Source organism: Pseudomonas sp. R45(2017), assembly GCF_002112305.1.
Taxonomy (GTDB): domain Bacteria; phylum Pseudomonadota; class Gammaproteobacteria; order Pseudomonadales; family Pseudomonadaceae; genus Aquipseudomonas; species Aquipseudomonas paraglycinae.
Genome location: NZ_NEHH01000011.1, coordinates 76,728 through 102,880 on the forward strand (window position 1 = coordinate 76,728; position 26,153 = coordinate 102,880).

25 protein-coding genes are annotated in these 26,153 nt (G+C 61.0%); 14 read left to right on the plus strand and 11 right to left on the minus strand.

All coding sequences use genetic code 11. The features are described from left to right. Positions 1–57: 57 nt before the first annotated feature. Positions 58–1,866, minus strand: coding sequence for a sodium-extruding oxaloacetate decarboxylase subunit alpha (oadA, locus tag CAF74_RS23760; RefSeq protein WP_011336637.1), 1,809 nt, complete (start codon positions 1,864–1,866; stop codon positions 58–60). Between the two features lie 11 nt (positions 1,867–1,877). Then, on the minus strand, positions 1,878–3,293 hold the full coding sequence (locus CAF74_RS23765; protein WP_007954255.1) for an acetyl-CoA carboxylase biotin carboxylase subunit: 1,416 nt from the start codon (positions 3,291–3,293) through the stop codon (positions 1,878–1,880). A gap of 190 nt (positions 3,294–3,483) precedes the next feature. On the opposite strand from CAF74_RS23765, the gene CAF74_RS23770 reads away from it, so the two are divergent. Continuing rightward, the gene (locus CAF74_RS23770) at positions 3,484–4,446 is read left to right on the plus strand and encodes a LysR family transcriptional regulator (RefSeq protein ID WP_039765068.1); all 963 of its coding nucleotides are present in this window, start codon (positions 3,484–3,486) and stop codon (positions 4,444–4,446) included. Here the strand turns inward: CAF74_RS23770 and CAF74_RS23775 are convergent. From CAF74_RS23775 to CAF74_RS23785, 3 genes are all read right to left on the minus strand, one after another. Continuing rightward, positions 4,388–4,594 (minus strand): PA3496 family putative envelope integrity protein, encoded by a 207-nt coding sequence (locus CAF74_RS23775; RefSeq protein WP_007954251.1) that lies wholly within the window; start codon positions 4,592–4,594, stop codon positions 4,388–4,390. The two genes, CAF74_RS23770 and CAF74_RS23775, sit on opposite strands and share 59 nt — an antisense overlap. Before the next feature lie 108 nt (positions 4,595–4,702). Beyond that, positions 4,703–5,569, minus strand: a complete 867-nt coding sequence (gene hexR / locus CAF74_RS23780; RefSeq protein WP_007954250.1) for a transcriptional regulator HexR — start codon at positions 5,567–5,569, stop codon at positions 4,703–4,705. 150 nt (positions 5,570–5,719) lie between these two features. Continuing rightward, positions 5,720–8,593, minus strand: a complete 2,874-nt coding sequence (locus CAF74_RS23785) for a bifunctional diguanylate cyclase/phosphodiesterase (protein WP_085747963.1) — start codon at positions 8,591–8,593, stop codon at positions 5,720–5,722. A gap of 259 nt (positions 8,594–8,852) precedes the next feature. Here CAF74_RS23785 and uvrD point away from each other — a divergent pair, with 259 nt between their 5' ends. The 4 genes from uvrD (at position 8,853) to CAF74_RS23805 (ending at position 13,130) form a co-directional block, all read left to right on the plus strand. Further along, on the plus strand, positions 8,853–11,036 hold the full coding sequence (uvrD, locus tag CAF74_RS23790; protein WP_007954248.1) for a DNA helicase II: 2,184 nt from the start codon (positions 8,853–8,855) through the stop codon (positions 11,034–11,036). A gap of 53 nt (positions 11,037–11,089) precedes the next feature. Next, complete coding sequence (locus CAF74_RS23795) at positions 11,090–11,530, plus strand: EamA family transporter (protein ID WP_064379739.1); 441 nt, start codon at positions 11,090–11,092, stop codon at positions 11,528–11,530. Between the two features lie 175 nt (positions 11,531–11,705). After that, the gene (locus tag CAF74_RS23800; protein WP_085747964.1) at positions 11,706–12,584 is read left to right on the plus strand and encodes a Tim44 domain-containing protein; all 879 of its coding nucleotides are present in this window, start codon (positions 11,706–11,708) and stop codon (positions 12,582–12,584) included. A gap of 138 nt (positions 12,585–12,722) precedes the next feature. After that, the gene (locus tag CAF74_RS23805; RefSeq protein ID WP_007954245.1) at positions 12,723–13,130 is read left to right on the plus strand and encodes an SMI1/KNR4 family protein; all 408 of its coding nucleotides are present in this window, start codon (positions 12,723–12,725) and stop codon (positions 13,128–13,130) included. Between the two features lie 21 nt (positions 13,131–13,151). Here the strand turns inward: CAF74_RS23805 and CAF74_RS23810 are convergent, their stop codons facing one another. Beyond that, positions 13,152–14,915 (minus strand): cation:proton antiporter, encoded by a 1,764-nt coding sequence (locus CAF74_RS23810; protein ID WP_085686044.1) that lies wholly within the window; start codon positions 14,913–14,915, stop codon positions 13,152–13,154. Positions 14,916–15,197: 282 nt separating this feature from the next. Between CAF74_RS23810 and CAF74_RS23815 the strand changes: the two genes are divergently transcribed. Beyond that, the gene (locus tag CAF74_RS23815; protein ID WP_003229693.1) at positions 15,198–15,680 is read left to right on the plus strand and encodes an acyl-CoA thioesterase; all 483 of its coding nucleotides are present in this window, start codon (positions 15,198–15,200) and stop codon (positions 15,678–15,680) included. Between the two features lie 102 nt (positions 15,681–15,782). Here the strand turns inward: CAF74_RS23815 and pdxY are convergent, their stop codons facing one another. Beyond that, the gene (gene pdxY / locus CAF74_RS23820) at positions 15,783–16,655 is read right to left on the minus strand and encodes a pyridoxal kinase PdxY (RefSeq protein ID WP_085653923.1); all 873 of its coding nucleotides are present in this window, start codon (positions 16,653–16,655) and stop codon (positions 15,783–15,785) included. A gap of 117 nt (positions 16,656–16,772) precedes the next feature. Here pdxY and CAF74_RS23825 point away from each other — a divergent pair, with 117 nt between their 5' ends. After that, on the plus strand, positions 16,773–17,186 hold the full coding sequence (locus tag CAF74_RS23825) for a DUF3301 domain-containing protein (protein WP_085747965.1): 414 nt from the start codon (positions 16,773–16,775) through the stop codon (positions 17,184–17,186). A gap of 1 nt (position 17,187) precedes the next feature. On the opposite strand, the gene CAF74_RS23830 is transcribed toward CAF74_RS23825, so the two are convergent. Further along, entirely contained in the window at positions 17,188–18,159 is a 972-nt protein-coding gene (locus CAF74_RS23830; RefSeq protein WP_085747966.1) for a GTP-binding protein, read from the minus strand. A 25-nt stretch (positions 18,160–18,184) separates the two neighbouring features. Between CAF74_RS23830 and CAF74_RS23835 the strand changes: the two genes are divergently transcribed. Beyond that, positions 18,185–18,514, plus strand: a complete 330-nt coding sequence (locus tag CAF74_RS23835) for an NADH:ubiquinone oxidoreductase (protein ID WP_085747967.1) — start codon at positions 18,185–18,187, stop codon at positions 18,512–18,514. Between the two features lie 31 nt (positions 18,515–18,545). Here the strand turns inward: CAF74_RS23835 and CAF74_RS23840 are convergent, their stop codons facing one another. After that, positions 18,546–19,196: a DUF1826 domain-containing protein gene (locus tag CAF74_RS23840; protein ID WP_085747968.1), complete on the minus strand. Its 651-nt coding sequence runs from the start codon at positions 19,194–19,196 to the stop codon at positions 18,546–18,548. Then, positions 19,196–20,401, minus strand: coding sequence for a zinc metallochaperone GTPase ZigA (gene zigA / locus CAF74_RS23845; protein ID WP_085747969.1), 1,206 nt, complete (start codon positions 20,399–20,401; stop codon positions 19,196–19,198). Before zigA ends, CAF74_RS23840 begins: the two co-directional genes overlap by 1 nt. Positions 20,402–20,625: 224 nt before the next feature. Between zigA and CAF74_RS23850 the strand changes: the two genes are divergently transcribed. Then, positions 20,626–21,000: a glutamine synthetase gene (locus CAF74_RS23850; protein WP_085747970.1), complete on the plus strand. Its 375-nt coding sequence runs from the start codon at positions 20,626–20,628 to the stop codon at positions 20,998–21,000. On the opposite strand, the gene CAF74_RS23855 is transcribed toward CAF74_RS23850, so the two are convergent. After that, a complete protein-coding gene (locus tag CAF74_RS23855) occupies positions 20,997–22,196 on the minus strand; it encodes an N-acetylmuramoyl-L-alanine amidase (protein WP_085747971.1) in 1,200 nt (399 codons plus the stop codon). The genes CAF74_RS23850 and CAF74_RS23855 overlap by 4 nt on opposite strands. An 84-nt stretch (positions 22,197–22,280) precedes the next feature. Between CAF74_RS23855 and folE2 the strand changes: the two genes are divergently transcribed. From folE2 to CAF74_RS23880, 5 genes are read left to right on the plus strand one after another with little or no spacing between them, the layout of a single operon-like run. Then, complete coding sequence (gene folE2 / locus CAF74_RS23860; RefSeq protein WP_085747972.1) at positions 22,281–23,177, plus strand: GTP cyclohydrolase FolE2; 897 nt, start codon at positions 22,281–22,283, stop codon at positions 23,175–23,177. Then, a complete protein-coding gene (locus CAF74_RS23865; protein WP_085747973.1) occupies positions 23,174–23,842 on the plus strand; it encodes a metal ABC transporter ATP-binding protein in 669 nt (222 codons plus the stop codon). Before folE2 ends, CAF74_RS23865 begins: the two co-directional genes overlap by 4 nt. Next, positions 23,842–24,708, plus strand: a complete 867-nt coding sequence (locus tag CAF74_RS23870; protein ID WP_085747974.1) for a metal ABC transporter permease — start codon at positions 23,842–23,844, stop codon at positions 24,706–24,708. The genes CAF74_RS23865 and CAF74_RS23870 overlap by 1 nt, the downstream gene beginning before the upstream one ends. An 11-nt stretch (positions 24,709–24,719) precedes the next feature. Continuing rightward, the gene (locus tag CAF74_RS23875) at positions 24,720–25,595 is read left to right on the plus strand and encodes a metal ABC transporter substrate-binding protein (protein WP_085747975.1); all 876 of its coding nucleotides are present in this window, start codon (positions 24,720–24,722) and stop codon (positions 25,593–25,595) included. Then, positions 25,592–26,152, plus strand: a complete 561-nt coding sequence (locus tag CAF74_RS23880; protein WP_011336655.1) for a carbonate dehydratase — start codon at positions 25,592–25,594, stop codon at positions 26,150–26,152. The genes CAF74_RS23875 and CAF74_RS23880 overlap by 4 nt, the downstream gene beginning before the upstream one ends. Position 26,153 lies beyond the last annotated feature (1 nt).

The following is a 26,153-nucleotide window of genomic DNA, read 5'->3' on the forward strand; positions in this document are numbered from 1 at the left end:
AAAAAAGGGGAGCACATGCCCCCCCGAGGTTTAAAGCGTTGTATCGAGGCCGTTATCTCAGCCTTCGATCTCGATCAGGATTTCGCCCGGGTTCACCCGGTCGCCCTTGGCGACATGAATGGCGGTGACCTTGCCGGCAATCGCGGCCTGGACTTCGGTCTCCATTTTCATCGCTTCGGTGATCAGCACAGCCTGGCCCGCCTTGACGGTGTCGCCTTCCTTGACCAGCACATCGACGATGTTGCCCGGCATGGTGGTGCTGACGTGGCCCGGGGCCGAAGCCTGCTTGCGCTTGCTGCTGCCGCCGCCAACGAATTCGTTGAGCGGCTCGAACACCACTTCTTCCGGCATGCCGTCGATGGACAGGTAGAAGTGACGCTTGCCCTCAGCCTTGACGCCGACACCGGTGATGTCCACACGGTAGGTTTCGCCGTGGACGTCGATGACGAACTCGGTCGGTACGCCTTCGCCGCCGGCCGAAGCCACCTTGCCCGCTTCCGGGATCGGCAGCAGCACTTCCGGAGTGAGGGTGCCGGCGGCACGCTCTTCGAGGAACTTGCGACCGATGTCCGGGAACATGGCGAAGGTCAGCACGTCTTCTTCGGACTTGGCCAGTGCGCCGATATCGGCACGCAGCTTGGTCATTTCCGGCTTGAGCAGATCGGCCGGACGTACGTCGATCACCTCTTCGCTGCCGATGGCCTGGCGACGCAGCTTCTCGTTCACGGTGCCCGGCGCCTTGCCGTAGCCGCCTTGCAGGTAGAGCTTCACCTCGTTGGTAATGGTCTTGTAGCGCTCGCCGGCCAGCACGTTGAAGAACGCCTGGGTGCCGACGATCTGCGAAGTCGGGGTCACCAGCGGCGGGAAACCGAGGTCTTCGCGCACACGCGGGATCTCCGCCAGCACTTCGCCCATGCGGTTCAGAGCGCCCTGCTCTTTCAGCTGGTTGGCCAGGTTGGAAATCATCCCGCCCGGCACCTGGTTCACTTGAACACGGGTATCGACGGCGGTGAATTCGCTTTCAAACTGGTGGTACTTCTTGCGCACGGCGTAGAAGTACAGGCCGATTTCCTGCAACAGCTCCAGGTTCAGACCGGTATCGAACTCGGTGCCTTTGAGTGCAGCGACCATCGATTCGGTGCCAGGGTGGCTGGTGCCCGAAGCGAAGCTGGAGATGGCGGTGTCGATGTGGTCGGCACCGTTTTCAATTGCCTTGAGCTGGCACATGGCTGCCAGGCCGGCGGTGTCGTGGGAGTGGATAAACACTGGCAGCGACTGCTCGGCTTTCAGTGCACGCACCAGCTCACCGGTCGCGTATGGGGTCAGCAGACCGGCCATGTCCTTGATCGCCACCGAGTCGCAACCCATGGCTTCCATTTGCTTGGCCTGGGCGACGAACGCGTCGATGGTATGCACCGGGCTGGTGGTGTAGGCGATGGTGCCCTGGGCGTGTTTGCCGGCAGCCTTCACCGCTTCGATCGCCACGCGCAGGTTACGCACGTCGTTCATCGCGTCGAAGATGCGGAACACGTCGATGCCGTTGACTGCGGCCTTGGCGACGAACGCTTTGACCACGTCATCGCTGTAGTGGCGGTAGCCCAGCAGGTTCTGGCCGCGCAGGAGCATTTGCAGGCGGGTGTTGGGCAACGCAGCGCGCAGTTGGCGCAGACGCTCCCACGGGTCTTCTTTCAGGAAACGCACGCAAGCGTCGAAGGTCGCGCCGCCCCAGCATTCCAGCGACCAGTAGCCGACTTTGTCGAGCTTGTCGCAGATCGGCAGCATGTCTTCGGTGCGCATGCGGGTGGCGAGCAGCGATTGGTGAGCGTCGCGCAGGATGGTGTCGGTTACGAAAATCTTTTTAGTCATTGTTCTATTCCTCACAGGCCTGCGTGGGCGGCGATGGCGGCGGCGATGGCCAGGGCCAGCTCTTCGGGTTTGCGCTTGATCGAGTAGTTGGTCAGTTCAGGGTGGCTTTCAACGAAGCTGGTATTGAACTGGCCGCTACGGAATTCCGGGTTGCGCAGGATTTCCTGGTAATACGCGGCGGTGGTCTTCACGCCTTGCAGACGCATGTCGTCGAGGGCGCGCAGGCCACGGTCCATCGCCTCTTCCCAAGTCAGCGCCCACACCACTAATTTCAGGCACATCGAGTCGTAGAACGGCGGGATGGTGTAGCCGGTGTAGATCGCCGTGTCGGTACGCACGCCAGGGCCGCCGGGGGCGTAGTAGCGCGTGATCTTGCCGAAGCTCGGCAGGAAGTTGTTTTTCGGGTCTTCGGCGTTGATCCGGAATTGCAGGGCAAAACCGCGGTGCTGGATGTCCTCCTGCTTCACCGACAGCGGCAGGCCGGAGGCGATGCGGATCTGTTCGCGGACGATGTCGATCCCGGTGATTTCTTCGGTGATGGTGTGTTCCACCTGCACCCGAGTGTTCATCTCCATGAAGTACACCTCGCCCTCGGCGAGCAGGAACTCCACGGTGCCGGCGTTCTCGTAGCCTACGGCCTTGGCTGCACGCACCGACAGGTCGCCGATGTAGGCGCGCTGTTCCGGGGTCAGTTGCGGGCTCGGGGCGATTTCGATCAGCTTCTGGTTGCGGCGCTGGATCGAGCAGTCACGTTCGAACAGATGCACGACGTTGCCGAAGCTGTCGCCGAGGATCTGCGCTTCGATGTGTTTCGGATTGACGATGCATTTTTCCAGGAACACTTCCGCCGAACCGAAGGCCTTGGTGGCTTCGGAAATGACCCGGGGGAAATTCTGTTCGAGTTCTTCGCGGCTGTTGCAGCGACGGATACCGCGACCGCCACCACCGGAAGTGGCCTTGAGCATCACCGGGTAACCGATGCGGTCGCCCTCGCTCAATGCTTCCTCGATGCCCGAAACGTTGCCTTCGGTGCCCGGCGTGACCGGTACGCCGGCCTTGATCATGCTGCGGCGCGCTTCGGTCTTGTCGCCCATGCGGCGGATGACTTCCGCCGACGGGCCGATGAATTTGATTCCGCGTTCGGCGCAGATGTCTGCCAGCTCGGCGTTTTCCGAGAGGAAACCGTAGCCGGGGTGCAGCGCATCGCAGCCGGTTTCCACGGCCAGGTTCACCAGCTTGCGCGGGTTCAGGTAACCGGCCAGCGGCTCGGCACCAATGCTGTGGGCCTCGTCCGCACGCTTCACATGCAAGGCATGCCGGTCGGCGTCGGAATAGATCGCGACCGAACGGATGCCCATCTCGGCGCAGGCACGCACGATTCGTACGGCAATCTCACCACGGTTGGCGATCAGGATCTTTGTTATCACTTGGAGGTTCCCTTGAGCCGGTGGCACCACGACCTGCTAGACCCAGGTCGGCACGTGACCAAATGTTTCAATCTGGTCTCGGCTCCACACTAGCGCTGACAAGGGATTAACAAAAATGAATAAAAATTGGGTCAGGCATAAGGAAAGACTTATAGTCAGTGCATCAGCCAATGGCCAGAGTCAGTAGAAAATGCGTAAGTCCCTGATGCGTATGACATTGCGTCAATTGCAGATCTTCAACGAAGTGTGCGATTTGCGCTCCTACAGCCGTGCCGCCGAGGAAATGTCGCTCACACAACCGGCCGTCAGCCTACAGATTCGTCAGCTCGAAGAGCTGATCGGCCAGCCATTATTCGATTACGTGGGCAAAAAACTCTACATGACCGAAGCGGCCGAAGCACTTCAGCGCGCCAGCCGGGACATCTTCGGCCGGTTGGAAAACCTCGACATGCAGCTCTCGGACATGCAGGGCTCGCTGCAGGGCCAGTTGAAGCTGGCGGTGGAATCCAGCGCCAAATACTTCGTGCCGCACCTGTTCGCGGCGTTCAAGCGTCAGCATCCGGAAGTAAATCTGCAACTGACGGTGGTCAACCGTGGCCAGGTGATCCGCCGGCTCTCCGACAACCGCGACGATCTGGTGATCATGTCGATGGTGCCCCAGGACATGGGCCTGGAATTCCTGCCGTTCCTCAACAACCCGATCGTTGCCGTGGCGCGGCCGGATCATCCGCTGGCGCACATGGGCCCACTGCGCTTGCAGGACCTTGAGCCGTACACCCTGCTGATCCGCGAACCCGGCTCGGGCACGCGACTGGCCTGCGAGGAGTATTTCAAGGAGAAGCGCGTGCACTTCACCCAGACCCAGGAAGTGGCGTCGGCCGAAGCCCAGCGTGAATGCGTGGTAGCGGGTCTGGGCCTGGCGCTGTTGACGCGCCACGCCCTGAACCTGGAGCTGGCGACCGGCGGCCTGGTCGAGCTGCCGGTCGAAGAATTGCCGCTGTTTCGCAGCTGGTGCCTGGTGCAAGCCAAAGCCAAGCGGCTGTCACCGGTGGCGCACGCCTTCCTGGCGTTTATCCGCAGCGAACGGGTGCAGATCAGCGCGCTGGTTGAGCGCTTCGACGGGAAGCTGCCGGCGCTGCCTGCCAGTGATTGATATCCTCGGGAAAATCGCCGATTTCGGCCTGAAGCTGGCGAAGTTCGAAGCGATCTTCGATGGCGCGGCGAAACTCCATGCGGCGCTGGTCTTCCTGCTGACGACGGGTTTTCGCGGCGCTGTTGCGTTCTTCGTAAGGCTGAGCCATTTCGAGTCTCCCAAGGCGTTTACGGGAGTTTCACGATAGGCGCGGTGGATGACGATTTGGCTGCGTCGGGGTTACAGGCAGATGAAGATTGCCATCACCCCACGACAATCAGTCATCCAGCGCTTTCACCGATTTTGGCGACAGCCGCAAGCTGCGCAGGCTGCGCTTGACGCTCTTGAGGTGGTTGACCAGGCTCGGCCCGCGCGCCATGGCCACGCCCATCGCCAGTACGTCGATCACCACCAGGTGAGCGATACGCGAGGTCAGCGGCGTGTAGATTTCGGTGTCTTCGTGAACGTCGATCGCCAGGTTGACGGTCGACAGCTCGGCCAGCGGTGTCTGGCTCGGGCACAAGGTGATCAGCGACGCACCGCTCTCGCGAACGAGGTTGGCGGTGATCAGCAAGTCTTTGGAACGGCCGGACTGGGAAATGCAGATCGCCACGTCTGTCGGCTTCAGCGTCACCGCCGACATCGCCTGCATATGCGGGTCGGAATACGCCGCGGCGGTCAGCAGCAGACGGAAGAACTTGTGCTGCGCATCCGCCGCCACCGCGCCCGACGCACCGAAACCGTAGAACTCGACGCGCTGGGCCTGGGACATCAGCGTCACCGCGCGTTGCAGCTCCAGAGGATCGAGCTTCTCGCGAACCTCCATCAGCGTGTGCAACGTGGTGTCGAAAATCTTCAGGCTGTAGTCGGCGACGGAGTCGTCTTCATGGATCGCGAACTGACCGAAGCTGGCGCCGGCCGCGAGGCTTTGCGCGAGCTTGAGTTTCAGATCCTGAAAACCGGAACAACCGATGGCCCGGCAGAAGCGCACGATGGTCGGCTCGCTGATGCCGACGCTGTGAGCCAGGTCGGCCATGGAACTGTGCATCACTGCCGCAGGGTCAAGCAGCACGTGGTCGGCGACCTTGAGCTCCGACTTGCGTAACAGGTGACGTGACTGGGCGATGTGTTGCAGCAGATTCAAGGGGCTGGACTCTTGTTATGGAAAGATGTGCTTTGGCCAGATGCCGGGGATGTAGCAAGTTTGTAGTTATACTACATGAATCGGCTTTTTGCCTGCTCAATGCGTAACTCGATCCCCCCGGATCAGGCGACATGCGCTGCATGTAGCCCTTTACAACGGTTTTTCCTGTTCACGCAGCAACGCGGCAAGGCCGACCGCCTCCACCGGACGGCTGATCAGATAGCCCTGCACCTCGTCGCAACCTTCAGCTTTCAGAAACGCCAGCTGCTCGGATCGCTCGACACCTTCGGCGACAACTTTCAGTGACAGCCCGTGAGCCATCGCAATGATCGCCCGGGTGATCGCCGCGTCCTCGCTGCCCTCGCCCAACCCGCGAATAAAGGCCTGATCGATCTTCACGTAGTCCACCGGAATCCGCTTCAGATAGCTCAGCGATGAATAGCCGGTGCCGAAATCGTCGATCGCCAGTTTCACCCCCAGATCCCGCAACTGCTGGAACGTGGCGATGATGTGTTCGACGCTGTCGAGCAGCTGGCTTTCGGTCAGTTCCAGTTCGAGGTAGTGCGGTGCCAGGCCGGTTTCCTCCAGCACCTGACGCACCAGACTGACCAGTTTGCCCTGGCGCAGTTGATGCACCGACAGGTTCACCGAAACCCGGATCGGCGCCAGCCCCTGACGCTGCCATTCACACGCCTGCCAGCAGGCCTGACGCAGGACGAATTCGCCGATCGGCCCGATCAGCCCTGTTTCTTCGGCCAGACCGATGAAATCCCCCGGCGGTACCCGGCCCATGGTCGGGTGATCCCAGCGCACCAGCGCTTCCGCCGCGTCGAGACGCCCGGTCGCCAGGCACAGTTTCGGTTGATAGAAGACGTTGAGCTGCTTTTCCTCAATGGCTTTGCGCAGCTGGTTTTCCAGTTGCAGGCGCTCCAGCGTGCTGGCCTGCAGACTGTCGGTGTAGAACTGGAAGTTGTTGCCGCCCAGGTGCTTGGCATGTTGCATGGCCATATTCGACTGGCTGACCAGCGCGGAAATCTCCCGGGCGTTGTCCGGCAGCATGCTGATGCCCATCGAGGCGCTGACTACCAGCTCATGCCCTTCCACGGTCAACGGCAGGCGCAGCTTGCTCGACAGTCGCGTGGCGACCCGCGCCAGGCTCGACAGGTTGCCGTAGGCGTCGAACAGTACCGCGAACTCATCGCCGGACAGCCGGGCGATGGTGTCGGCTTCCGGCAGAGCATTGACCAGCCGCCGCGACATCTTTTGCAGCAACTGGTCGGCGATCTCATGACCGAGGCTGTCGTTGAGCAGCTTGAAGCGATCCAGATTGATATGCAGCAGCGCCAGACTCCGGCGCCCGCCCTGCCGCACGCGCTGATGGGCTTCGTGCAGGCGTTCGCGGAACAGCGAGCGGTTGGCCAGACCCGTGAGTTCGTCGTAGTGGGTCAGGTAGCGCATGCGCTCTTCGGATTCACGGCGCGCCGACAGATCGGCGAAGAAGCCGACGATATGGCTCACATTTCCCCGACTGTCGCGCACGGCATTCAATTGCAGCCATTGCGGATACAGCTCGCCGTTCTTGCGGGTTTCCACCAATTCGCCCTGCCAACTGCCGTGCTGCTCCAGCGCGTGGCGGATCGCGACGTAGTGTCGACGGGCGTCGCGGCTGCACGGCAGTTCGACGACGTTGCGCCCGAGCATGTCGTCGATGTCATACCCGGTGACCCGGCTGAAGGCCTGGTTGATGGCGATCAGCGAATAATTCGGGTCGAGGATCACGATGCCTTCGCTGGCGGCCTCGAACACCGTCGCCGCCAGTTGTTGCTGGGCTTCCAGGCTTTTGCTGACGCTGATGTCGCGGCGGGTGCCGACCATGCGGATGACCCGCCCGTTCTCGTCGCGCTCCACCGCTCGCCCACGGTCTTCGATCCAGACCCAGTGGCCGTCGCCGTGGCGCACGCGGTATTCGATCTGATAATCCTCGGTGCGCCCCTTCAAGTGCTCAATCAGTGCTCGTTTGAGCGGTGGCACATCTTCCGGGTGCAGGCGTGGCCGCAGATGCCTGAGCAGCCCGGTGACGTATTCCGGGTCAATGCCAAACAGTTCCTGAATCTGTGTGTGGTGAACTTCGTCGGTCTGCAGGTTCCAGTCCCACAGCCCCAGCTCACTGGCTTTCAACGCCAGGGCCAGGCGCGCCTCGCTCTTGCTCAGGGCCTGGTTGGCGACGTCCAGTTCCCGGCTGCGCTGCGCGACTCGGTCCTCCAGTTCAACTTGGGCTTCACGCAACTTGCCCTCGGCGCAACGCCGATGTTCGATTTCCTTCGCCAGCTCCTGATTGAGCTGTTCGCTGCGGGTTTGCGCTTGTTGCAGGTGTTCGATCAGATGCTGGTTCTGGAAGCGCCGCAGCAAACCGCGATCAATCAGCCGATTGACCTGCCACGCCACCACACTCAGCGAGCCGAGCAGGATCAGCCCGAGCCAGCCCCAGCCGCGCGCCAGTTCGTCACCGCCCCAGAACAGGTAGCCGATGGCCGGCAGCAGGCACGGCAAGGTAAAGGAAAGGAAGGCCGGAATGCTCACGGCGTAGGCCACGCTGGCCGACAGGGTCGCGGCACCGATCAGGCCGAACACCCAGGCTTGCTGCATGAAGTTGTCGGCGGGGACCAACGCGATGCCGGCACCGGCCAGGGTCAGGCCGGTCATGGTCGAGCCGAGCAGGAACATCCGCCCCCAGATCGGCTGGGCCTGGCGATCGGGAATCGCCGAATCGAAGGCCGCGACCTGAATCACCCGCAACGCCACCAGCGACAGCAGCCACACCAGCCAGACGCTGACCACGAAGTAACGCTGCGGACTCCAGAGCAGACCGGCGCAGACCAGACCATTGATCAACATGAACAGGGTTGGCAACAGCGAACCCTGATAAAGAAGGCGCGTGCGCTCGACCGCCATCTGGGTGGCGTAAAGCTTGCGGATCACCCGAGGCTCCACGGAGGGGCCCGACAGGTCGAAGCTGAGGGTCATAGGCAACGTTCTTGTTCTTATAAGTGTGAGCATGCGCCCGGAAACGTGGACGGAGCATACACAAGCCGAACCACTTGCCAAACTGCCCCAGATCATAATTTCACCGAAACTTTTCAGCCTCCCGACACCCGCAAAAGCCCCCAAGCGAGGCGGGCCAACGCCTGTAGCCGGTGACCGACCGGTCGTCATCGGCAGGACTTTCATCGGCTAATGCAAAGCTCGGTTTGCCCGGGCCTGCGGCGCACCCTAGAATGCCCCGATGCGCGATGATCTCTCCCTTCTGCTGAACTCCCTCAACGATGCCCAACGCCAGGCCGTAGCGGCTCCCGTTGGTCGTCAATTGGTCCTGGCCGGTGCCGGCTCCGGCAAAACCCGAGTGCTGGTGCACCGTATCGCCTGGTTGATCCAGGTCGAAAACGCCTCGCCCCACTCGATTCTGTCGGTGACCTTCACCAATAAAGCCGCTGCCGAGATGCGTCACCGCATCGAGCAATTGCTGGGCATCAACCCGGCCGGCATGTGGGTTGGTACCTTCCACGGCCTGGCGCACCGCCTGTTGCGGGCGCACTGGCAGGAAGCCGGGCTGAGCCAGACCTTTCAGATTCTCGACAGCGACGACCAGCAACGACTGGTCAAGCGGGTGATCCGCGAGCTGGGGCTGGACGAGCAACGCTGGCCGGCCCGTCAGGCCCAGTGGTTCATCAACGGGCAGAAAGACGAAGGTCTGCGTCCGCAACACATTCAAGCCAGCGGCGATCTGTTCCTGGCCACCATGCGCGGCATTTATGAAGCGTACGAGGCGGCGTGCCAGCGTGCCGGCGTCATCGATTTCTCCGAACTGCTGCTGCGCGCCCTCGACCTGTGGCGCGACCACCCGGGCCTGCTGGCGCACTACCAGAAGCGTTTCCGACATATTCTGGTGGACGAATTCCAGGACACCAACGCCGTGCAGTACGCCTGGTTGCGTCTGCTGGGCAAGGGTGGCGACAGCCTGATGGTGGTTGGCGACGACGACCAGTCGATCTACGGCTGGCGCGGCGCGAAAATCGAAAACATTCACCAGTATTCTTCGGACTTCCCGGATTCGGTGACCATCCGTCTGGAACAGAACTACCGCTCCACGGCCGGCATTCTCAAGGCTGCCAACGCCCTGATCGCCAACAATACCGGACGTCTCGGCAAAGAGCTGTGGACCGATGGTGGCGACGGCGAAGCAATCAATCTTTACGCCGCCTTCAACGAACACGATGAAGCGCGCTACGTTGTCGAAACCATCGAAAGTGCGCTGAAAACCGGCCTGGCTCGCAGCGATATCGCGATTCTCTACCGCTCCAACGCCCAATCGCGCGTTCTGGAAGAAGCCTTGCTGCGCGAACGCATTCCGTACCGCATCTATGGCGGCCAGCGCTTCTTCGAACGGGCGGAAATCAAGAACGCCATGGCTTACCTGCGTTTGCTGGAAGGTCGCGGCAACGATGCGGCCCTGGAGCGGGTGATCAACGTCCCGGCTCGCGGCATCGGCGAGAAAACCGTCGAAGCGATCCGCGACCATGCCCGTCACAGCGATGTGTCGATGTGGGAAGCCATGCGCCAGCTGGTGGCCAACAAGGGTCTGACCGGTCGCGCCGCCGGTGCGCTGGGCGCGTTTATCGAGCTGATCGAAAATCTCGCCGCCAAGTGCGCCGAGATGCCGTTGCACCTGATGACCCAGACCGTTATCGAGCAATCCGGACTGATCGCCTACCACGAAGCGGAAAAAGGCGAGAAAGGCCAGGCCCGGGTGGAAAACCTTGAGGAACTGGTCAGCGCCGCGCGCAACTTCGAGAACACCGAAGAAGACGAAGAGCTGACGCCGCTGGCGGCGTTCCTCGGTCACGCTTCGCTGGAGGCCGGCGACACCCAGGCCGACGAGCACGAAGACAGCATTCAGTTGATGACCCTGCACAGCGCCAAGGGCCTGGAATTCCCTTACGTGTTCCTGGTGGGCATGGAAGAAGGCCTGTTCCCGCACAAGATGAGCCTGGAAGAACCGGGGCGCCTTGAGGAGGAGCGGCGACTGGCCTATGTCGGCATTACCCGGGCGATGCAGAATCTGGTGATGACCTATGCTGAAACCCGACGCCTGTACGGCAGCGAAACCTACAACAAGGTGTCGCGTTTCGTACGGGAAGTACCGAAAGGCCTGATTCAGGAAGTGCGTCTGTCCAACAGCGTCAGCCGGCCGTTCGGCGGCAACCAGTCGATGGGCGGCAGCAACCTGTTCAGCGGCAGCGAGATTCCGGAAACCGGCCTGAGCCTTGGTCAGGCTGTCCGTCACTCGATCTTCGGCGACGGCGTGATCCTCAATTTCGAGGGCGCCGGCGCCCAGGCGCGGGTGCAGGTGAACTTCGCCGAAGGCAGCAAGTGGCTGATGCTCGGGTACGCGAAGCTGGAAGCCATATAAGTCACCGTTCGTTCCCGCGCCCGGCGCGGGAACGGGCACTGGAGGCAACATCGATGGGCTCGGGCTTCTTTTCTTCCTGGACGTTCTGGGCCCTGCTCTCGGCGACTTTCGCCGCGCTGACGGCCATCTTCGCCAAGATCGGCATCGAAAACGTCAACTCCGACTTCGCTACCCTACTGCGCACAATCGTCGTATTGGTCAGTCTGGCCTTGATTTTGTACGCCACGGGCCAATATCAGTCCTTGGGATCGATCTCCGCCAAGAGCTACCTGTTCCTGCTGTTGTCGGGCCTGGGAACCGGCGCTTCGTGGCTGTGCTACTTCCGGGCGTTGAAAGTCGGACCGGCATCGCTGGTCGCCCCGGTGGACAAGCTCAGCGTGGTCTTCGTGGCGGTGCTCGGTGTGATCCTGCTGGGCGAGAAACTCGACCTGCGCCAGTGGGGCGGCATCGGCCTGATCACCGCCGGTGTGGTGATGCTGGCCTTGCGGCGCTGATCCATTTCCTGCTGAACCTATCGCCTTTTCCTACAGACAAAAGTAAATGGCCTTATTGCCCCGACCGAGCTGAACGTAACCTGTCAGGCAAAAGCCCGAAACACTCTCTCGCTAGCCAGTAACACTTCAGCTGTGCAACATGGCGCGCGTGTCTCCACAAACGGGAATTCCCTTTATGAAACGTTTTCTTAGCATCGCCATGGCGTTGTGCATCGGCCTGACGATGAGCCTCGACGCCAACGCCAAGCGCTTTGGTGGTGGCAAAAGCGCCGGCGCTGCGCCGACGCACCAGACCAGCCAGATGGCTCCTTCTTCCCCAGGCATGGGCGGCGCTGCGGCGACCGCTGGTGCTGCCGGTGCCGCAGGCGCTGCGGCCAAGGCCGGCGGTGCTTCGAAATGGCTCGGCCCTCTGGCCGGCATCGCGGCCGGTGGCCTGCTCGCTTCCATGTTCATGGGCGGTGGCTTCGAAGGCATGCAGTTCTTCGACATCCTGATCATGGCCGTGATCGCGTTCGTGATCTTCCGCTTCATCGCCGCCCGTCGTCGCAAGCAGCAGGAGCAGTTCGCTCCGGCCGGCGCGCCGATGCAGCGTGAAGTGTTCGAACAGAAACCGGCAGCCATGGGTTCGATCTTTGGTGGTTCGGCCGCGCCTGCTGCCACCCGTCCGGTGATCAACGCGCCGGCCTGGTTCAACGAACAGCGCTTCCTTGAAGCCGCCCGCAGCCACTTCCAGGCGCTGCAGCAGCACTGGGACGCCAACGAAATGGACAAGATCGCCGAGTTCGTGACTCCGCAAATGTTCGAGTTCCTCAAGCGCGAGCGTGCGGAACTGGGTGATGCGTTCCAGTCCACCTACATCGACAATCTCCAGGTGCAACTGGATGGCGTGGATGACCGTGCGGACAAGACCATTGCCACGCTGACCTTCAGCGGCGTGTCGAAGACTTCGCGTTTCGACCAGCAGGGCGAAGTGTTCAGCGAAAGCTGGAACATGGAACGTCCACAGGGCGACAACCAGCCTTGGCTGGTCGCCGGTATCCGCCAGAACGGCTGATCACCTCCGACGTTTTACCCGCAGTAATGAAAACCCCGGCCTCGGCCGGGGTTTTCTATTTCGCGGTTGCATCTATAGCGAGCTACTGTATAAACCGCCCCATATAAACCGCGCCATTCAAGCAAGAGGATCCCGGACGTGGAAGAAATCATCGAACAACTGCGCGAAGCCAACGAACCCGTACCGGTTCCCCTGGAGTTGCCCGACGAAGACCAGTTGGTGGAAATCGAAGAAGAGCTCTTCATCAACATCCCGTTCGTCTTCAAAGAGTTTCTGCTGACCGTCAGCGACGTGGTTTACGGCAGCCTGGAGCCGGTGACCGTCACCGACCCGCAATCCCACACCTACCTGCCGGACGTTGCCGCCAACGCCTGGGATGCCGGCGTGCCGCGCGACCTGATTCCGATCTGCCAGGACGGTGATGACTACTACTGCGTCGAAGAAGACGGCACCGTGGTGCTGTGGTCGGGCGAAGAAGAACTGATCACCGAAGAGTCCTGGGAATCGGTCTGGCACTGGGCTCGGGACGTCTGGCTGGAAAGCTGAAACGCCTCTCCCCATGGGTGGTCAGTGCCCCGACGGCTCCTTGTGGTTGTCGAGGGTTTCCAGCAAGGCCACCTGCATCCGCGTGTGCACCCGGATGAACCAGCGCCAGAGCAGCGCCGCCACGGCGGCCGCGACCACGGCGATCAGCACCAGCAACTTGTTGGTCGGCAAGATACTGGCCGACAAGGCTGCCAACAGCAGGAAAATCACCAGCAGCGAGATGATCGGGATCACTTCGGCGATCACCCGGCGCACTCGCTGCGTGTGACGCCCGGCCATTTCCGGCTTCACGCCCATCTCCGCCAGCAGCATCGACAGCGCCTTGAGCTTGCGATAGGCCGCGATCAGGAACGGCAACGACACCAGCAACGCCCCGCCCCAGATCAACGCCTTCTGCCAGCTAGGATCGCTGATCCAGTCCTGCATCCAGATCGAGAGGCGTCCGGCAAAGAAAGCGCCAGCAAAGAAAATCGCGATCACCAGCGCCAGATTGACCCCGACCTGCAGCAGGATCCGCCGGATCATCGACGCCAGCATCGCGCCCTCACCCTGCGGCTGAATGCTGCGCAGCCATTCGCCGTACATTCCGAACACTCGACCGAGGCGCTGCGGCATCGCGGCGGACAGCTTGATCGACAGCGGATCGGCAGCCCGGATCAGGTACGGCGTCAGCAACGTGGTAATCACCGAAACCGCCACGGCCACCGGATACAGGAAGTTGCTGGTGACCTGCAGGGTCATCCCCAGCGCCGCGATGATGAAAGAAAATTCGCCAATCTGCGAAAGCCCCATCCCGACCCGCAGTGAGGTGCGTCCGTCATTGCCGGCGATAAACGCCCCGAGGCCGCAGGACAGCATCTTGCCCAGCACCACGGCCACAGTGATCACCGCGATCGGCCACGCGTACTGCAGAAGAATCATCGGGTCGAGCATCAGTCCGATGGCGACGAAGAAGATCGCGCTGAACAGGTCGCGTACCGGCTCGATCAGGCGCTCGATTTTCAGCAGTTGCCGCGACTCGGCCATGATCGCGCCGATCAGGAACGCCCCGAGCACCATGCTGTACTCGAGTTTGACCACCAGCAGGCAGAAGCCGAAACACAGGCCCAGCACGGTGATCAGCAGCATCTCGTTGCTTTCGAATTTCGCCACGTAGGCCAACAGTCGCGGCACCAGCAGAATGCCGATTACCAGCGCGACGATCATGAACAGCGAGAGCTTGCCGACCGTGGAAAACACTTCGCCGGAGCTCACCGTGCCGCTGACCGCGATGCTCGACAGCAAGGCGATGATGCCGATGCCGAGAATGTCCTCGACGATCAGCACACCGAAGATCAACTGCGCGAAGCGCTCGTTTTTCATCTTCAGGTCGTTGAGCGCCTTGACGATGATGGTGGTCGAGGAAATCGCCAGGATCGCGCCGAGGAACAGCGAATCCATGGTGTTCCAGTCGAACCAGCGGCCGATTTCGTAGCCGATCCAGATCATCAGCACGATTTCGAGAAACGCTGCGATGAAGGCCGTGGCGCCGACCTTGAACAACTTGCGCAGGCTGAACTCCAGGCCCAGGCAGAACATTAGGAAAATCACCCCCAGCTCGGCGAGGGTCTTGATGGTTTCTTCGTCGTGGATCAGGCCGAAGGGCGGTGTGTGCGGGCCGATGATGAAGCCGGCGACGATGTAGCCGAGCACTACCGGCTGCTTGAAGCGGTGGAACAGCACGGTCACCACACCTGCGACCAACATGATCACCGCCAGATCCTGAATAAAGCTGATGGCATGCATGGTGTGGGCTCCTTGAATGACGAGGCTCACGCAGGCATGGGAAATGTCTGGGCGAGCTGAGTAAAAATCCGCTTTGGGTGTAGGAATCGCCCTTGGGAAGGCGCTTTTGCAGGGTAACACCGCGACTTCCGGCTGAAAGGCGGTGCAATATATGGAAACAGATCGCTTCGGGCGTGACGGCGGCCAGTTGCCTGGCGTCCCGATAACGGTGCTTTTGAAAAGCGACCAGGCACCCGCAGAGGTGTTTCTTCCAGCAACCCTGCCTTGACCCGTGAGAACGTTATGGAACCCGGAAACGCCCAGCTGTCGATGACGGTACTGATGACCCCCGACATGGCCAACTTCTCTGGCAATGTCCATGGCGGCACCCTGCTCAAATACCTCGACGAAGTGGCCTACGCCTGCGCCAGCCGTTATGCCGGCCGCTACGTGGTGACCCTGTCGGTGGATCAGGTGATTTTCCGCGAGCCGATCCATGTCGGCGAACTGGTGACCTTCCTGGCGTCGGTCAACTACACCGGCAACACCTCGATGGAAGTCGGCATCAAAGTGGTGACCGAGAACATCCGCGAGCGCTCGGTACGCCACACCAACAGCTGCTTCTTCACCATGGTCGCGGTAGACGATCAGCGCAAACCCGCCGCCGTACCGCCGCTGCAACCACAGAACAGCGAAGACAAGCGCCGCTACATGCAGGCGCAACAACGCCGGCAGATCCGTCAGGAGCTGGAAAAGCGCTATCAGGAAATCAAGGGCGACGCCTGAGATTTTAGCGATCTGACGACCGCTATCGCGAGCAGGCTCGCTCCCACAGGTGATGTTTTATCCGTGGGAGCGAGCCTGCTCGCGATTGAAGCCGACGCGGCATCAGAGGCTGATCGGCGTGGCCTCGAATTTCACCCGCGGATGCGCAATCCGGTCCTGCGCTCGCACCAGCTGCAGCTCGTAACTGGCGCAGGCCTGGGTTTCCAGCAGCACTTCATGCACCGCTGCTGCGGTGAATTCAAACGCCGCCACCAGGCTATCCCCGAGCAGCACACGCGCCAGGAACAGACCGGACGTCAGATCGCCCACCCCCACCGGCTGACGCGGAAACGCCAGCAGCGGGCGTCGCAGATGCCAGCTGCCCTCGGCCGTCACCAGCAACATTTCAAAGCCATCCGCCGGTTTGCCCGGATAATCCAGATGCTTGACCAGCACCGCTTTCGGCCCGCGTGCCAGCAGCGCCCGCGCCATCGCCAGGCAATCGAACAGCGACTGCGGCTTGCGTCCGGAGAAGCTGTCCAGCTCCAACTGGTTCGGGCACATGAAATCCGCAACGGCAGCGGCTTCGTCCAACAGAAAATCACTGACTTCAGCAGGAACGCTGCAGCCCTTTTCCGGATGCCCCATCACCGGGTCGCACAGATAAAGGGCTTTCGGGTTGGCTGCCTTGATCCGCTCGATGCCACTGAGAATCGCCCGCCCCTGCGCCGCACTGCCGAGATAGCCGGACAGCACCGCATCACAATTGCCCAGCTCACCGATCGCGGCGATGCCTTCGACCAGTTCGGGGATCCGCTGCGGCGCCAGCACTTCGCCGGCCCACTGGCCGTACTGTGTGTGGTTGGAGAACTGCACCGTATTGAGCGGCCAGACATTTACCCCGACCCGCTGCATCGGAAAAACCGCAGCGCTGTTGCCGGCGTGGCCGAACACCACATGGGACTGGATGGCGAGCAGATGAGGCGTACGTTTCATTCGGGTTTTTCCGTAAAACGATTGAAATTCAAGCCGCGCAGTATGCGACGAAACGCAGCCTGTACGACAGACCGGCGACGCAGTTAAGCTGACGCCATCATTTGGAGTTTCGTGTTGATGCTCACCCTGGAAAACATTTTCGTGCTGATGCTGTTCGCCGTCGCCGGTGCGTGGCTCTGGCACAACCACGGCTTGCGCGAGCGGGCGCTGGAGCGGGTCAAACAGCATTGCGTTAATGTCGGCGTCGAGTTGCTCGACGGTAACGTGGCGCTGAAGAAGATCGGCCTGATCAGGGACGCCAGCGGTCGGCGACGTCTGGCCCGGGTCTACAATTTCGAATTCACCGTGACCGGCGAAACCCGGCACAACGGCACCATCACCCAGTTCGGTGCGCACAGCGCCCAGATTGAGCTGGCGCCCTACCCGGCACCGTTCGATGACTCACCGCCGGTGGTAGAAGTGACCAAACCGCGTGGTGAAGTGATCGAGCTGAGCCAGTGGCGTCAGGAACACACCAAGTGGAAGCCTTGAATCAGCTCGCCTGAAGCCGACACCGGGCCAGTCCGGCCTGTAATTCACCGACCGCTTGCGGTTCGTCGAAAATCAGCTCGATCCGGGAATCCTTGCGCCATTCACTGGGCAGCCAGCTGGGCTCGGCATTGTCCAGGGCATTGGCTGACTGCCAGCCGTCCGGGCTGTGAATCACCAGTTTGGCCCGGCGCCAGTTCAGGCTTTTCAGCCATTGAGTTATTCCCGACACATCGAACACCTGGCTCGGATGCCAGCGCCAACCGATGCTCCAACCACCCTCCTGCGCCTGACTCAAGCAGATCGGCAACGCCGGATCGCTCCAGATGGCCGGCATCTGCGCCAGCCCTTGGGGGACGATCAACTTATCCACACCGGCTTGCGCCTGTACCGCCAGACCCGGCAACTCGCTGAGCGGCAACGTCGCCTGCTGCGTCCAGATCAGCCGGACAGGCGGCAACTGTCGGATGATTCGCTCACGCGTAGGCTCGTCGAGGTTTTCTGCCTTGTTCAACAGCAGCAGGCCTGCGCTGGACAAGGTTTCCTGCTGCGCGTCCGGCAGCGGTTTGCCCGCGGCGAGGGCCTGGGTGTCCAGCACCAGCACGCAAGGTTGTACGGCGAGTACGCCTTGCCACGGCGCCTCTTTCAGTTGCTTCAGCAGCTGCGCCGGATGCCCAAGCCCCGAGGGCTCGATGAACAGGCGATCCGGCCGCGCCTTGCGCAATAAACGCCCCAGACCAATCTGGAACGGCGCACCGTTCACGCAACACAAACAGCCCCCGGCCACTTCGCCCAGTGCGATACCATCGGCGTCGCGGGTCAGCAGCGCAGCGTCGAGCCCGATCTGGCCGAACTCGTTGATCAGCACCGCCCAGCGCTCACCCGCCGGGCGCTGCGCCATGAGCTGGCGAATCAGGCTGGTCTTGCCCGCACCCAAAGGGCCGGCGATGACGTGGGTGGGAATGTTCTGCAACATGATCAAGGTTTTCTGGAGGTCGAAGATGCGGTGGATGGGATGGTCGTTGCTGCTGGCGCTGATGTCGGGCGAGGCGCTGGCACAGGCCTGCGTGGTGCACAGCCAGGCGGAGCGGCTTGACGTGAAAGTCTGCCAGCAGAACCGCAACATCCCGGAAAAACTGTTCAACGACGGCTTCTGTCAGCCGACCCTGGCCGGGCAGAAAGTCGAGGTTCAATACGTCGACCAGTGCCCCACCGGCGCATTCGGCGTGTGCAGCAACGCGCAAGTCGCCAATATGCCTTATCGCCAGGATATCCACTATTACGGCGTGGCCACCGATGCGGCGTATTTGCAGCCTTATTGCGAGGCTTAGAGCCAGGGGAAATGGCTCAAGCCCTGAGGCGCTATCCGAGCCAGTCGAGGGTCAGCATCAGCCGCCGCTCTCCCGGCGCCGGTTGCGGCGAGCGATGGATCAGCCCGAAACCTTCGTTGCCGTGCCATTTCTCGCCCTTGAGCAATGCCACTTCGCCCCGATTCAATTGCTGAATCCGTGACGCTTCCTGCGGCTCGGCTTGCGGCTTTCCCAGTTGCCGACGATCCATCTCCCCTTCCCTTAGCCATTCACTGCCGACACCGGCGTATGTCGTGATCAACCGCACTGGCACATGATCGACGTGAAAACGCGGACACATGGCCTTGTCCAATACCCGCAGGCGCAAGCCGATCCGCCGCGCGCCCAGCAGGCAGGCGAAGGCACTGACCAGCCATTTCAGGTCGGCGATAAACCCTTCGTAGCCTTCCAGATCGCGAAAGCCGCTGGCCAGTCCCGTGAGATCCGGTTCTGCGTCTTCGTCCGGCAATTCCAGGCACAGTGCCTCGGCGTAAGGTTCGTTCAGAGACAGCAACAAGTCCGCAAATTCGGCAATGTGCAGCGGAAGCTGGCGTTGCCAGACCGCGAGGTTGATTTCATCGTCGAGTATGTTTGCCAGCGCCTGAGGGGTCTGGCCGAAAGACTGATGACGCGTGCTGCCTGGCAGCGGTTTCAGGGCGAGCATCAAGCGACCTCGTCGTGCCAGGAGCCAAAAGGATCACGTAGCTGTAGCCAGCCTTGAGTACCGAGCGCCATCTCGTCATCGGTCAGCAGGCAATCATCGAGTTCCGACGACAGCTGTGCGAAATCGATGTTCTGCCCGATAAACACCAGCTCCTGGCGACAATCACCTACGCTGGCGATCCAGTTTTCCATGATCGCGGCGGTACTTTCCTGATCCTGCGGCCACTGTTCTTTTGGCACAAAACGCCACCAGCGTCCGGCGAAACCGTGACGCATCAGGCCACCTGCCTGGGACCAGCTGCCGGCGTCTGTGGGTTTGCTGGCCAGCCAGAAGAAGCCTTTGGAGCGCAGCAGTTTGCCGTTTACCCAAGGGCGATCGATGAAGTCGAAGAAACGCTGCGGATGGAAGGGCCGGCGTGCCCGATAAGCCGTGGATGCGATGCCGTACTCCTCGGTTTCTGGCACATGTTCGCCACGCAGTTCCTGTAGCCAGCCCGGGGCCTGGGCGGCCTTTTCGAAGTCGAAACGACCGGTATTGAGAATCTTCGCCAGCGATACTTCACCCATGACCATCGGGATGATCTCAGCCTGAGCGTTGAGGCGTCTGAGAATGGCCATCAACTCCTCCCGCTCGCGGCTGCTGATCAAGTCGATCTTGCTGATCAACAGGACGTCGGCGAACTCGATCTGTTCGATCAGCAGATCGGTGATCGAACGCTCATCTTCTTCACCGAGGAATTCGCCACGGGACGCTAAGTTTTCCGCGGCCTGGTAGTCCGGCAGGAAGTTCATGCCATCGACTACAGTGACCATGGTGTCGAGGCGAGCGATGTCGGCGAGGCTTTGTCCCTGCTCATCACGGAAGGTGAATGTCTCGGCCACGGGTAACGGCTCGGAGATTCCAGTGGATTCGATCAGCAGGTAATCGAAGCGGCCTTCACGAGCCAACTGGCTGACCTCTTCAAGCAGGTCTTCACGTAACGTACAGCAGATACAGCCATTGCTCATCTCCACGAGCTTCTCTTCTGCACGATTCAGGCTGACATCACGCTGGACTTCGCCGCCATCGATGTTGATCTCGCTCATATCGTTAACGATAACGGCCACGCGCAGATCGTCTCTGTTACGTAGTACGTAATTCAAAAGTGTACTTTTTCCGGCGCCGAGAAAGCCGGACAAAACGGTCACGGGAAGTCGGGAAGACATTGGATAAACCTCATCAGACGGTCGCTAAACAGCGCTGGAGGCTCTCAGGGGCCTGCGTTCTTGGGCTTCGATGAGATCACCAGGGAAGCGGACGCTTGAAATGGAAGCCACGGAAAGCCTTGTCCGATTAATGTTATAGTATAACAACAAAATCAATCCACTCTCTTCTTGCCCAAAGTGACAAAGGGCCCGAAGCTGTAATCAGATCGCCGCCGAGTTACGTCATGAAAACCGCGTTGAAATACTCGTTTATCTGCCTGGCATTGCTGACGCTGACTGCCGAAGCACAAGTGCCGGGGCTCGCCAATTGCACGCGCAGCGCGAACCTTCTGGCGTGCATCGATGGCAACGGCAACGCCTATAGCGTCAACACGGTCGGCAGCACGATTTACCTGCGCGGATTCGAGAAAGCGGGCAACCGCTACTGGGCACAAACCAACAGCCGCTACGGGCAACTGACCTTTTTCACCGGCATCGCTTCCGATGGGGAAGCCTGGGTTGGCTACAACCGCCGCGTGGGCTGGACGACGATCAATCGGTTCTCCAGCTCAGGCGGCAGCAGTGCGAAGTTCACCTGCAGCCGGATCACTGGCTGCTAAACCTGCGATCCTTTCTGCTCTTGTTGCCAGGCCATGTAGCTGTCGACAGGCGGATTCTTCTGGAAGTAGCGCTGCAAGCCCTCAAACAAACCGTCTGCCACGGCTTGCTGATGACGCGCCGTCACCAGGCGCTGACTGTCCCGTGCGTTGGAAATGAAACCGGTTTCCACCAGGATTGACGGCACATCCGGCGATTTCAGAACGGCAAATCCAGCCTGTTCCACGCGCTTTTGGTGTAGCGTGGTGATGCCGGCCAAGCTGCCCAGCATTGTGCTTCCGAGTTGCAAACTGGCGGCGATGGTTGCGTTCATCGACATATCGAGGATCACGCCAGCGAGCATCGGATCCTTGTCCTTGAGATTGAGCAGGCTGGTGGCGCCAAGCAGATCCACACCGTTCTCACGCTGCGCCATGAACCGCGCGGTCGCGGATGTTGCGCCGCCTTCGGACAGGCAATACACCGACGCGCCAGAGGCGGTCAGACGCGGCGCAGCATCGGCGTGCACCGAGATGAACATGTCAGCCTTGTGCTGGCGCGCGATCTCCACACGCTTGCGTAACGGGACGAAGAAATCGTCGTTACGAACCAGCTTCACATCAAAGCCTTTCTCTCGTTTAAGCCGACGCGCGAGCAATTGCGCGATGGACAAAACCACATCCTTTTCCCGCTCGCCTTTGGCGCCGATTGCACCCGGATCTTTTCCGCCATGACCAGGGTCGACCACCACCATGATGTCGCGCTTGGGGTGGGATTTTTCCTGGGGTGTTTCACGTGGAACGCTCGGAGGCAGTCCCGATGATGCGCTCATCAAGTCCAAAACCAGGCGATGTCCTTGCCCATCCTGAGGCGCCAACAAGAATGAATTGAGCTGAACCGGGCTGCTTAGATCCAGCACGATCCGGGTGTTCCCTTGGCCAAAATGGCCGGAGCGGATCGAATGAATAGGGGTGCCGGATAACGCCAACTGGCTGAAATCCCCACTCAGGCTGGCGCCGCTCAAATGGATGATCAACCGCTCCGGCGCACTCAAGGTGAAGGTCTTGTAGCTCACAGGACCACTCAGATCGAACACCAGCCGAAGCTTGTCATCCGAACGCCAAAGCCGCGCATTGCGTATCTGCGTGGCGGACACCGAAAAAGGCAAAACAAAGGCCGCGCTGGCCAGCATCAGGTTGAGCAAGTGGCGTCTGTGCATATGAAAGCCTGTTCATGAAAAAGGCATCGTGGTTTGTATTGTTATAATGTAACATCAAATTCAATCACCATGATGGAACTGCTCATGAACGCGCTGACTTTGCCGGATGTCGCGGCTCAAGCCGCCCGCCAGGCCCTGCCTCTCGAATGGGTGGGGATGTGCGGCATCGCATTACCTGTGTTTATCGAAGGCCAACGCTTGGCTGCCAAAGCGGATGCAGGCGTCAGCCTGGATGATGGAGACGCACGCGGCATTCACATGTCACGGCTCTATCTTGGGCTGGAAGCGCTGGAGCAGCAGAACCTTTCTCCTGCTGTTTTACGCCAGGTCCTAAAGCGTTTCCTCGACAGCCACGAAGATCTGTCCGAAACCGCTTATCTGAATATCCAAACTGATTTGTTGCTGAGAAGGTCGGCATTGGTCAGTCCTTTGGCGGGGTGGAAAACCTATCCCGTCACCGTTTCAGCCCAGCTAAAAAACAAAGTGTTCCACGTGGAACTGAAAATCGACGTCGCGTATTCCTCAACTTGCCCGTGTTCTGCGGCATTGGCGAGGCAGTTGATCCAGCAACAATTCGTCGACGACTTTGCCAACAAACCGCTGCAACACGCCGATGTGTTGGCGTGGTTGGGCTCGACCCAAGGCATCGTGGCCACACCTCACAGCCAACGCAGTACCGCTCAATTGAAACTGTACCTGGATGAATTTGTCGACGAACTACCCCTGACGTCCATCATCAACGACGCCGAAGCAGCCCTCGGCACCGCCGTACAAACCGCCGTAAAGCGCGCCGACGAACAAGCCTTCGCCCTCGCCAATGGCCAGAACCTGATGTTCTGCGAAGACGCTGCCCGTCGCCTGAACCAGGCACTGCGCCGCTCACCCGGTGTCAGCGAATTCCATGTCCGAGTCATCCACGCCGAAAGTCTTCATGCTCACGACGCTGTCGCCGAGAGTCATTGGCGCCGGGAGCAGCCATGATCCGCTGCCAGAACCTGAGCTGGGGAGCACCCGGCCAACCGCTCACCGCACCGCTTAACATGAAGTTGGAAAGCGGCAGCCTGACGGCAATCATCGGCATCAACGGCAGCGGCAAAAGCAGCCTGCTCAAAGTCATCGCCGGGTTACAGCGACCGTTGGCCGGCAAGGTCGAGTTGGGTGTTCCACGCCAAAGCGGTTTGTCCTTTCTGCCTCAACAACAGCATCTGGATCGACAGTTCCCGATCAGCCTTCAGGAATTGGTGGCGGCCGGTTTCTGGGGACGACGACTGTCGTCGCAACTCAGAGCCCAACGTCTCGAGTCCGCACTGGAAGACTGGCACCTGAGCGGACTGGAACATCGCCCCCTGATGGCCCTCTCCGGCGGAGAACTGCAACGCGCCCTGCTCGCCCGATTGAGTCTGGCCGACACACCGTTGCTGCTGCTCGACGAACCCCATGCCGCGCTCGACGAACTGGGTCAGGCACTGTTGTGGCAACACCTGCACGCCTGGCACGAACAAGGAAGAACCCTGGTCGTGGTTTGCCATGACCTTGCCGCCGTGCGCCAACACATTCCACAGACCTTGCTGATCAGACAGAACGGCTGCGCATTCGGCAGCAGCATCGATCTCATCCAGCAAACGCCTCACACGCAGGTGGCCTGATGCTCACGCTGAGCCATTTATGGCAACCGTTCCACGAGTTCGTCTTCATGCGCCGGGCCCTGCTCGGCGGCCTGGTATTGGCGTGCAGCACAGCACCACTGGGCGTGTTTCTGATCTTGCGCCGGATGAGCCTGATCGGCGACGCCGTCGCCCATGGCATCCTCCCCGGCGCCGCGTTGGGGTTCTGGTTCGCCGGGCTGAGTCTGCCGGCGCTGACCCTCGGCGGACTCGGTGCCGGCCTGAGCATGGCCGGACTCGCCGCGTGGATCACCCGACGCACCGGCCTGCGCGAAGACGCCAGCCTCGCCGCGATCTATCCCATCTCGCTGGCCAGCGGCGTGCTGATTCTCGGCATCGCCGGCAAGCGACTCGATTTGCTGCACCTGTTGTTCGGCTCCGCACTGGCGGTGGACGGCCCGACCCTCAACGGCATGTTGTGGGTATCGGCGCTCAGTCTGATGGCCATGGCGCTGATCTACAAACCGTTGTTGCTCGACACCCTCGATCCGTTTTTCCTGCGCACGGTCAGTCGACTCGGCCCCGTTGCCCATGGCGTGTTCCTGACGCTGGTGGTTCTGAATCTGGTGATCGGTTTCCAGGCGATCGGCGCCCTAATGGTGGTCGGCCTGATGATGCTGCCCGCCGCCGCTTCACGCTTCTGGAGCCGGCGCCTGCCGATCCTGATTGCCATCGCCGCGCTCATCGGTTGCGCATCGGTATGGCTCGGCCTGTTGCTGTCGTTCTACTACTCGCTACCCAGCGGCCCGGCCATCGTGCTGGTCGCCGGTGGTGGTTACCTGTTGTCCGTGGTGTTCGGACCGGTGCACGGTCTGCTGCGCCGCCCACCTATGCTCACATCCCAATGAGGTGTTTCCCGATGCGCGCTCTACTCGTGCTGTTCAGCCTGATGCTGTCGATGTCGTTATCGGCGGCGGAAAAACTGCCGGTGGTCACCAGTTTCAGCATCCTTGCCGACATGGTGCATCAGATCGGCGGCGAGCATATCCAGATCACCAACATGGTCGGCCCTGACGCCGATGCCCACACTTACGAACCGACGCCGGACGACGCCAAGGCCCTGCTCAAGGCGAAACTGATCGTCAAGAACGGACTGGGTTTCGAGCCGTGGCTGGATCGGCTGGTCGCCAGCACCGACACCAGAGCTCCGGTAATCAGCGCCAGTCGCGGCGTGATTCCGCGCTCGCTGGATGAGGACGGCGAAACCGTTCCCGACCCTCACGCCTGGCACAACCTGGCGAACGCCGAGCTCTACATCGCCAACATCACCAAGGCGCTGATCGCCGCTGACCCGGCAAACAAAGCCGACTACGAGCGCAACAGCCAGGCCTACCTGAAACAGATCTACGCCCTCCTCGCCCAAGCGAAAGCCAAGCTCGGTTCACTGCCGCCGGGCAACCGCAAGATCGTCACCAGTCACGATGCCTTCGGTTATCTCGGTCAGGCCTACGGCATCGACTTCATGGCGCCACAAGGTCTGTCCACCGAGCGCGAACCTTCCGCTGCCGAAGTCGCCGCGCTGATCACCCAGATTCGCCAGGCCAAGGTCAAAGCGGTGTTCATGGAAAACATCAAGGACGCGCGCCTGCTGAAACAGATTGCCGACGAAAGCGGCGCACACATCGGCGGCACGCTGTACTCCGACGCCCTCGCCGCCAGTGGCCCGGCCAGCACCTTCACCGGGCTGTTCGAATACAACCTCAACACTCTTTACCAAGCCCTGAGCCAACCATGATCCGTAAAAATCCTTCCGGTGATTTGCCGCAGATTGCCGAGTCTGCCTACGTCGATAAAACCGCGATCATCTGCGGCAAAGTGGTGATCGGCGAAAACGTGTTCGTCGGCCCGTACGCGGTGATCCGCGCTGATGAAGTGGACGCCACGGGCGAGATGGAACCGATCACCATCGGCGCCAATTCGAACATCCAGGACGGCGTGGTAATCCACTCCAAATCCGGCGCGGCGGTGACCATCGGCGAATTCAGCTCCATCGCCCACCGCTCGATCGTGCATGGCCCGTGCACGGTCGGCGACCGGGTGTTCATCGGTTTCAACAGCGTGCTGTTCAATTGCGTCGTGGGCAACGGTTGTGTGGTGCGGCACAACTCGGTGGTCGACGGCCGAGATCTGCCGGACGCGTTCTACGTGCCCTCCACCACCCGCATCGGCCCGGGCACCGACCTCTCGCAATTCCCGCCAGTGAGCGTCAGCGCTTCGGAGTTTTCCGAGGACGTTGCGCGCACCAACGTCGACCTGGTGCGCGGCTACAAAGCCCTGCAGAACGAGTTCTGAA

Bases quoted from the DNA above. Each gene is read 5' to 3' on its own strand.
- CAF74_RS23775 (WP_007954251.1), bottom strand. From the start codon at position 4,594: ATGGCTCAGCCTTACGAAGAACGCAACAGCGCCGCGAAAACCCGTCGT.
- uvrD (WP_007954248.1), top strand. From the start codon at position 8,853: ATGCGCGATGATCTCTCCCTTCTGCTGAACTCCCTCAACGATGCCCAA.
- zigA (WP_085747969.1), bottom strand. From the start codon at position 20,401: ATGTCTTCCCGACTTCCCGTGACCGTTTTGTCCGGCTTTCTCGGCGCC.
- CAF74_RS23835 (WP_085747967.1), top strand. From the start codon at position 18,185: ATGCGGTGGATGGGATGGTCGTTGCTGCTGGCGCTGATGTCGGGCGAG.
- CAF74_RS23840 (WP_085747968.1), bottom strand. From the start codon at position 19,196: ATGCTCGCCCTGAAACCGCTGCCAGGCAGCACGCGTCATCAGTCTTTC.
- CAF74_RS23880 (WP_011336655.1), top strand. From the start codon at position 25,592: ATGATCCGTAAAAATCCTTCCGGTGATTTGCCGCAGATTGCCGAGTCT.
- CAF74_RS23800 (WP_085747964.1), top strand. From the start codon at position 11,706: ATGAAACGTTTTCTTAGCATCGCCATGGCGTTGTGCATCGGCCTGACG.
- folE2 (WP_085747972.1), top strand. From the start codon at position 22,281: ATGAACGCGCTGACTTTGCCGGATGTCGCGGCTCAAGCCGCCCGCCAG.
- CAF74_RS23770 (WP_039765068.1), top strand. From the start codon at position 3,484: ATGCGTAAGTCCCTGATGCGTATGACATTGCGTCAATTGCAGATCTTC.
- pdxY (WP_085653923.1), bottom strand. From the start codon at position 16,655: ATGAAACGTACGCCTCATCTGCTCGCCATCCAGTCCCATGTGGTGTTC.
- CAF74_RS23795 (WP_064379739.1), top strand. From the start codon at position 11,090: ATGGGCTCGGGCTTCTTTTCTTCCTGGACGTTCTGGGCCCTGCTCTCG.
- CAF74_RS23785 (WP_085747963.1), bottom strand. From the start codon at position 8,593: ATGACCCTCAGCTTCGACCTGTCGGGCCCCTCCGTGGAGCCTCGGGTG.
- CAF74_RS23875 (WP_085747975.1), top strand. From the start codon at position 24,720: ATGCGCGCTCTACTCGTGCTGTTCAGCCTGATGCTGTCGATGTCGTTA.
- CAF74_RS23810 (WP_085686044.1), bottom strand. From the start codon at position 14,915: ATGCATGCCATCAGCTTTATTCAGGATCTGGCGGTGATCATGTTGGTC.
- CAF74_RS23855 (WP_085747971.1), bottom strand. From the start codon at position 22,196: ATGCACAGACGCCACTTGCTCAACCTGATGCTGGCCAGCGCGGCCTTT.
- oadA (WP_011336637.1), bottom strand. From the start codon at position 1,866: ATGACTAAAAAGATTTTCGTAACCGACACCATCCTGCGCGACGCTCAC.
- CAF74_RS23815 (WP_003229693.1), top strand. From the start codon at position 15,198: ATGGAACCCGGAAACGCCCAGCTGTCGATGACGGTACTGATGACCCCC.
- CAF74_RS23865 (WP_085747973.1), top strand. From the start codon at position 23,174: ATGATCCGCTGCCAGAACCTGAGCTGGGGAGCACCCGGCCAACCGCTC.
- CAF74_RS23825 (WP_085747965.1), top strand. From the start codon at position 16,773: ATGCTCACCCTGGAAAACATTTTCGTGCTGATGCTGTTCGCCGTCGCC.
- CAF74_RS23870 (WP_085747974.1), top strand. From the start codon at position 23,842: ATGCTCACGCTGAGCCATTTATGGCAACCGTTCCACGAGTTCGTCTTC.
- CAF74_RS23830 (WP_085747966.1), bottom strand. From the start codon at position 18,159: ATGTTGCAGAACATTCCCACCCACGTCATCGCCGGCCCTTTGGGTGCG.
- CAF74_RS23850 (WP_085747970.1), top strand. From the start codon at position 20,626: ATGAAAACCGCGTTGAAATACTCGTTTATCTGCCTGGCATTGCTGACG.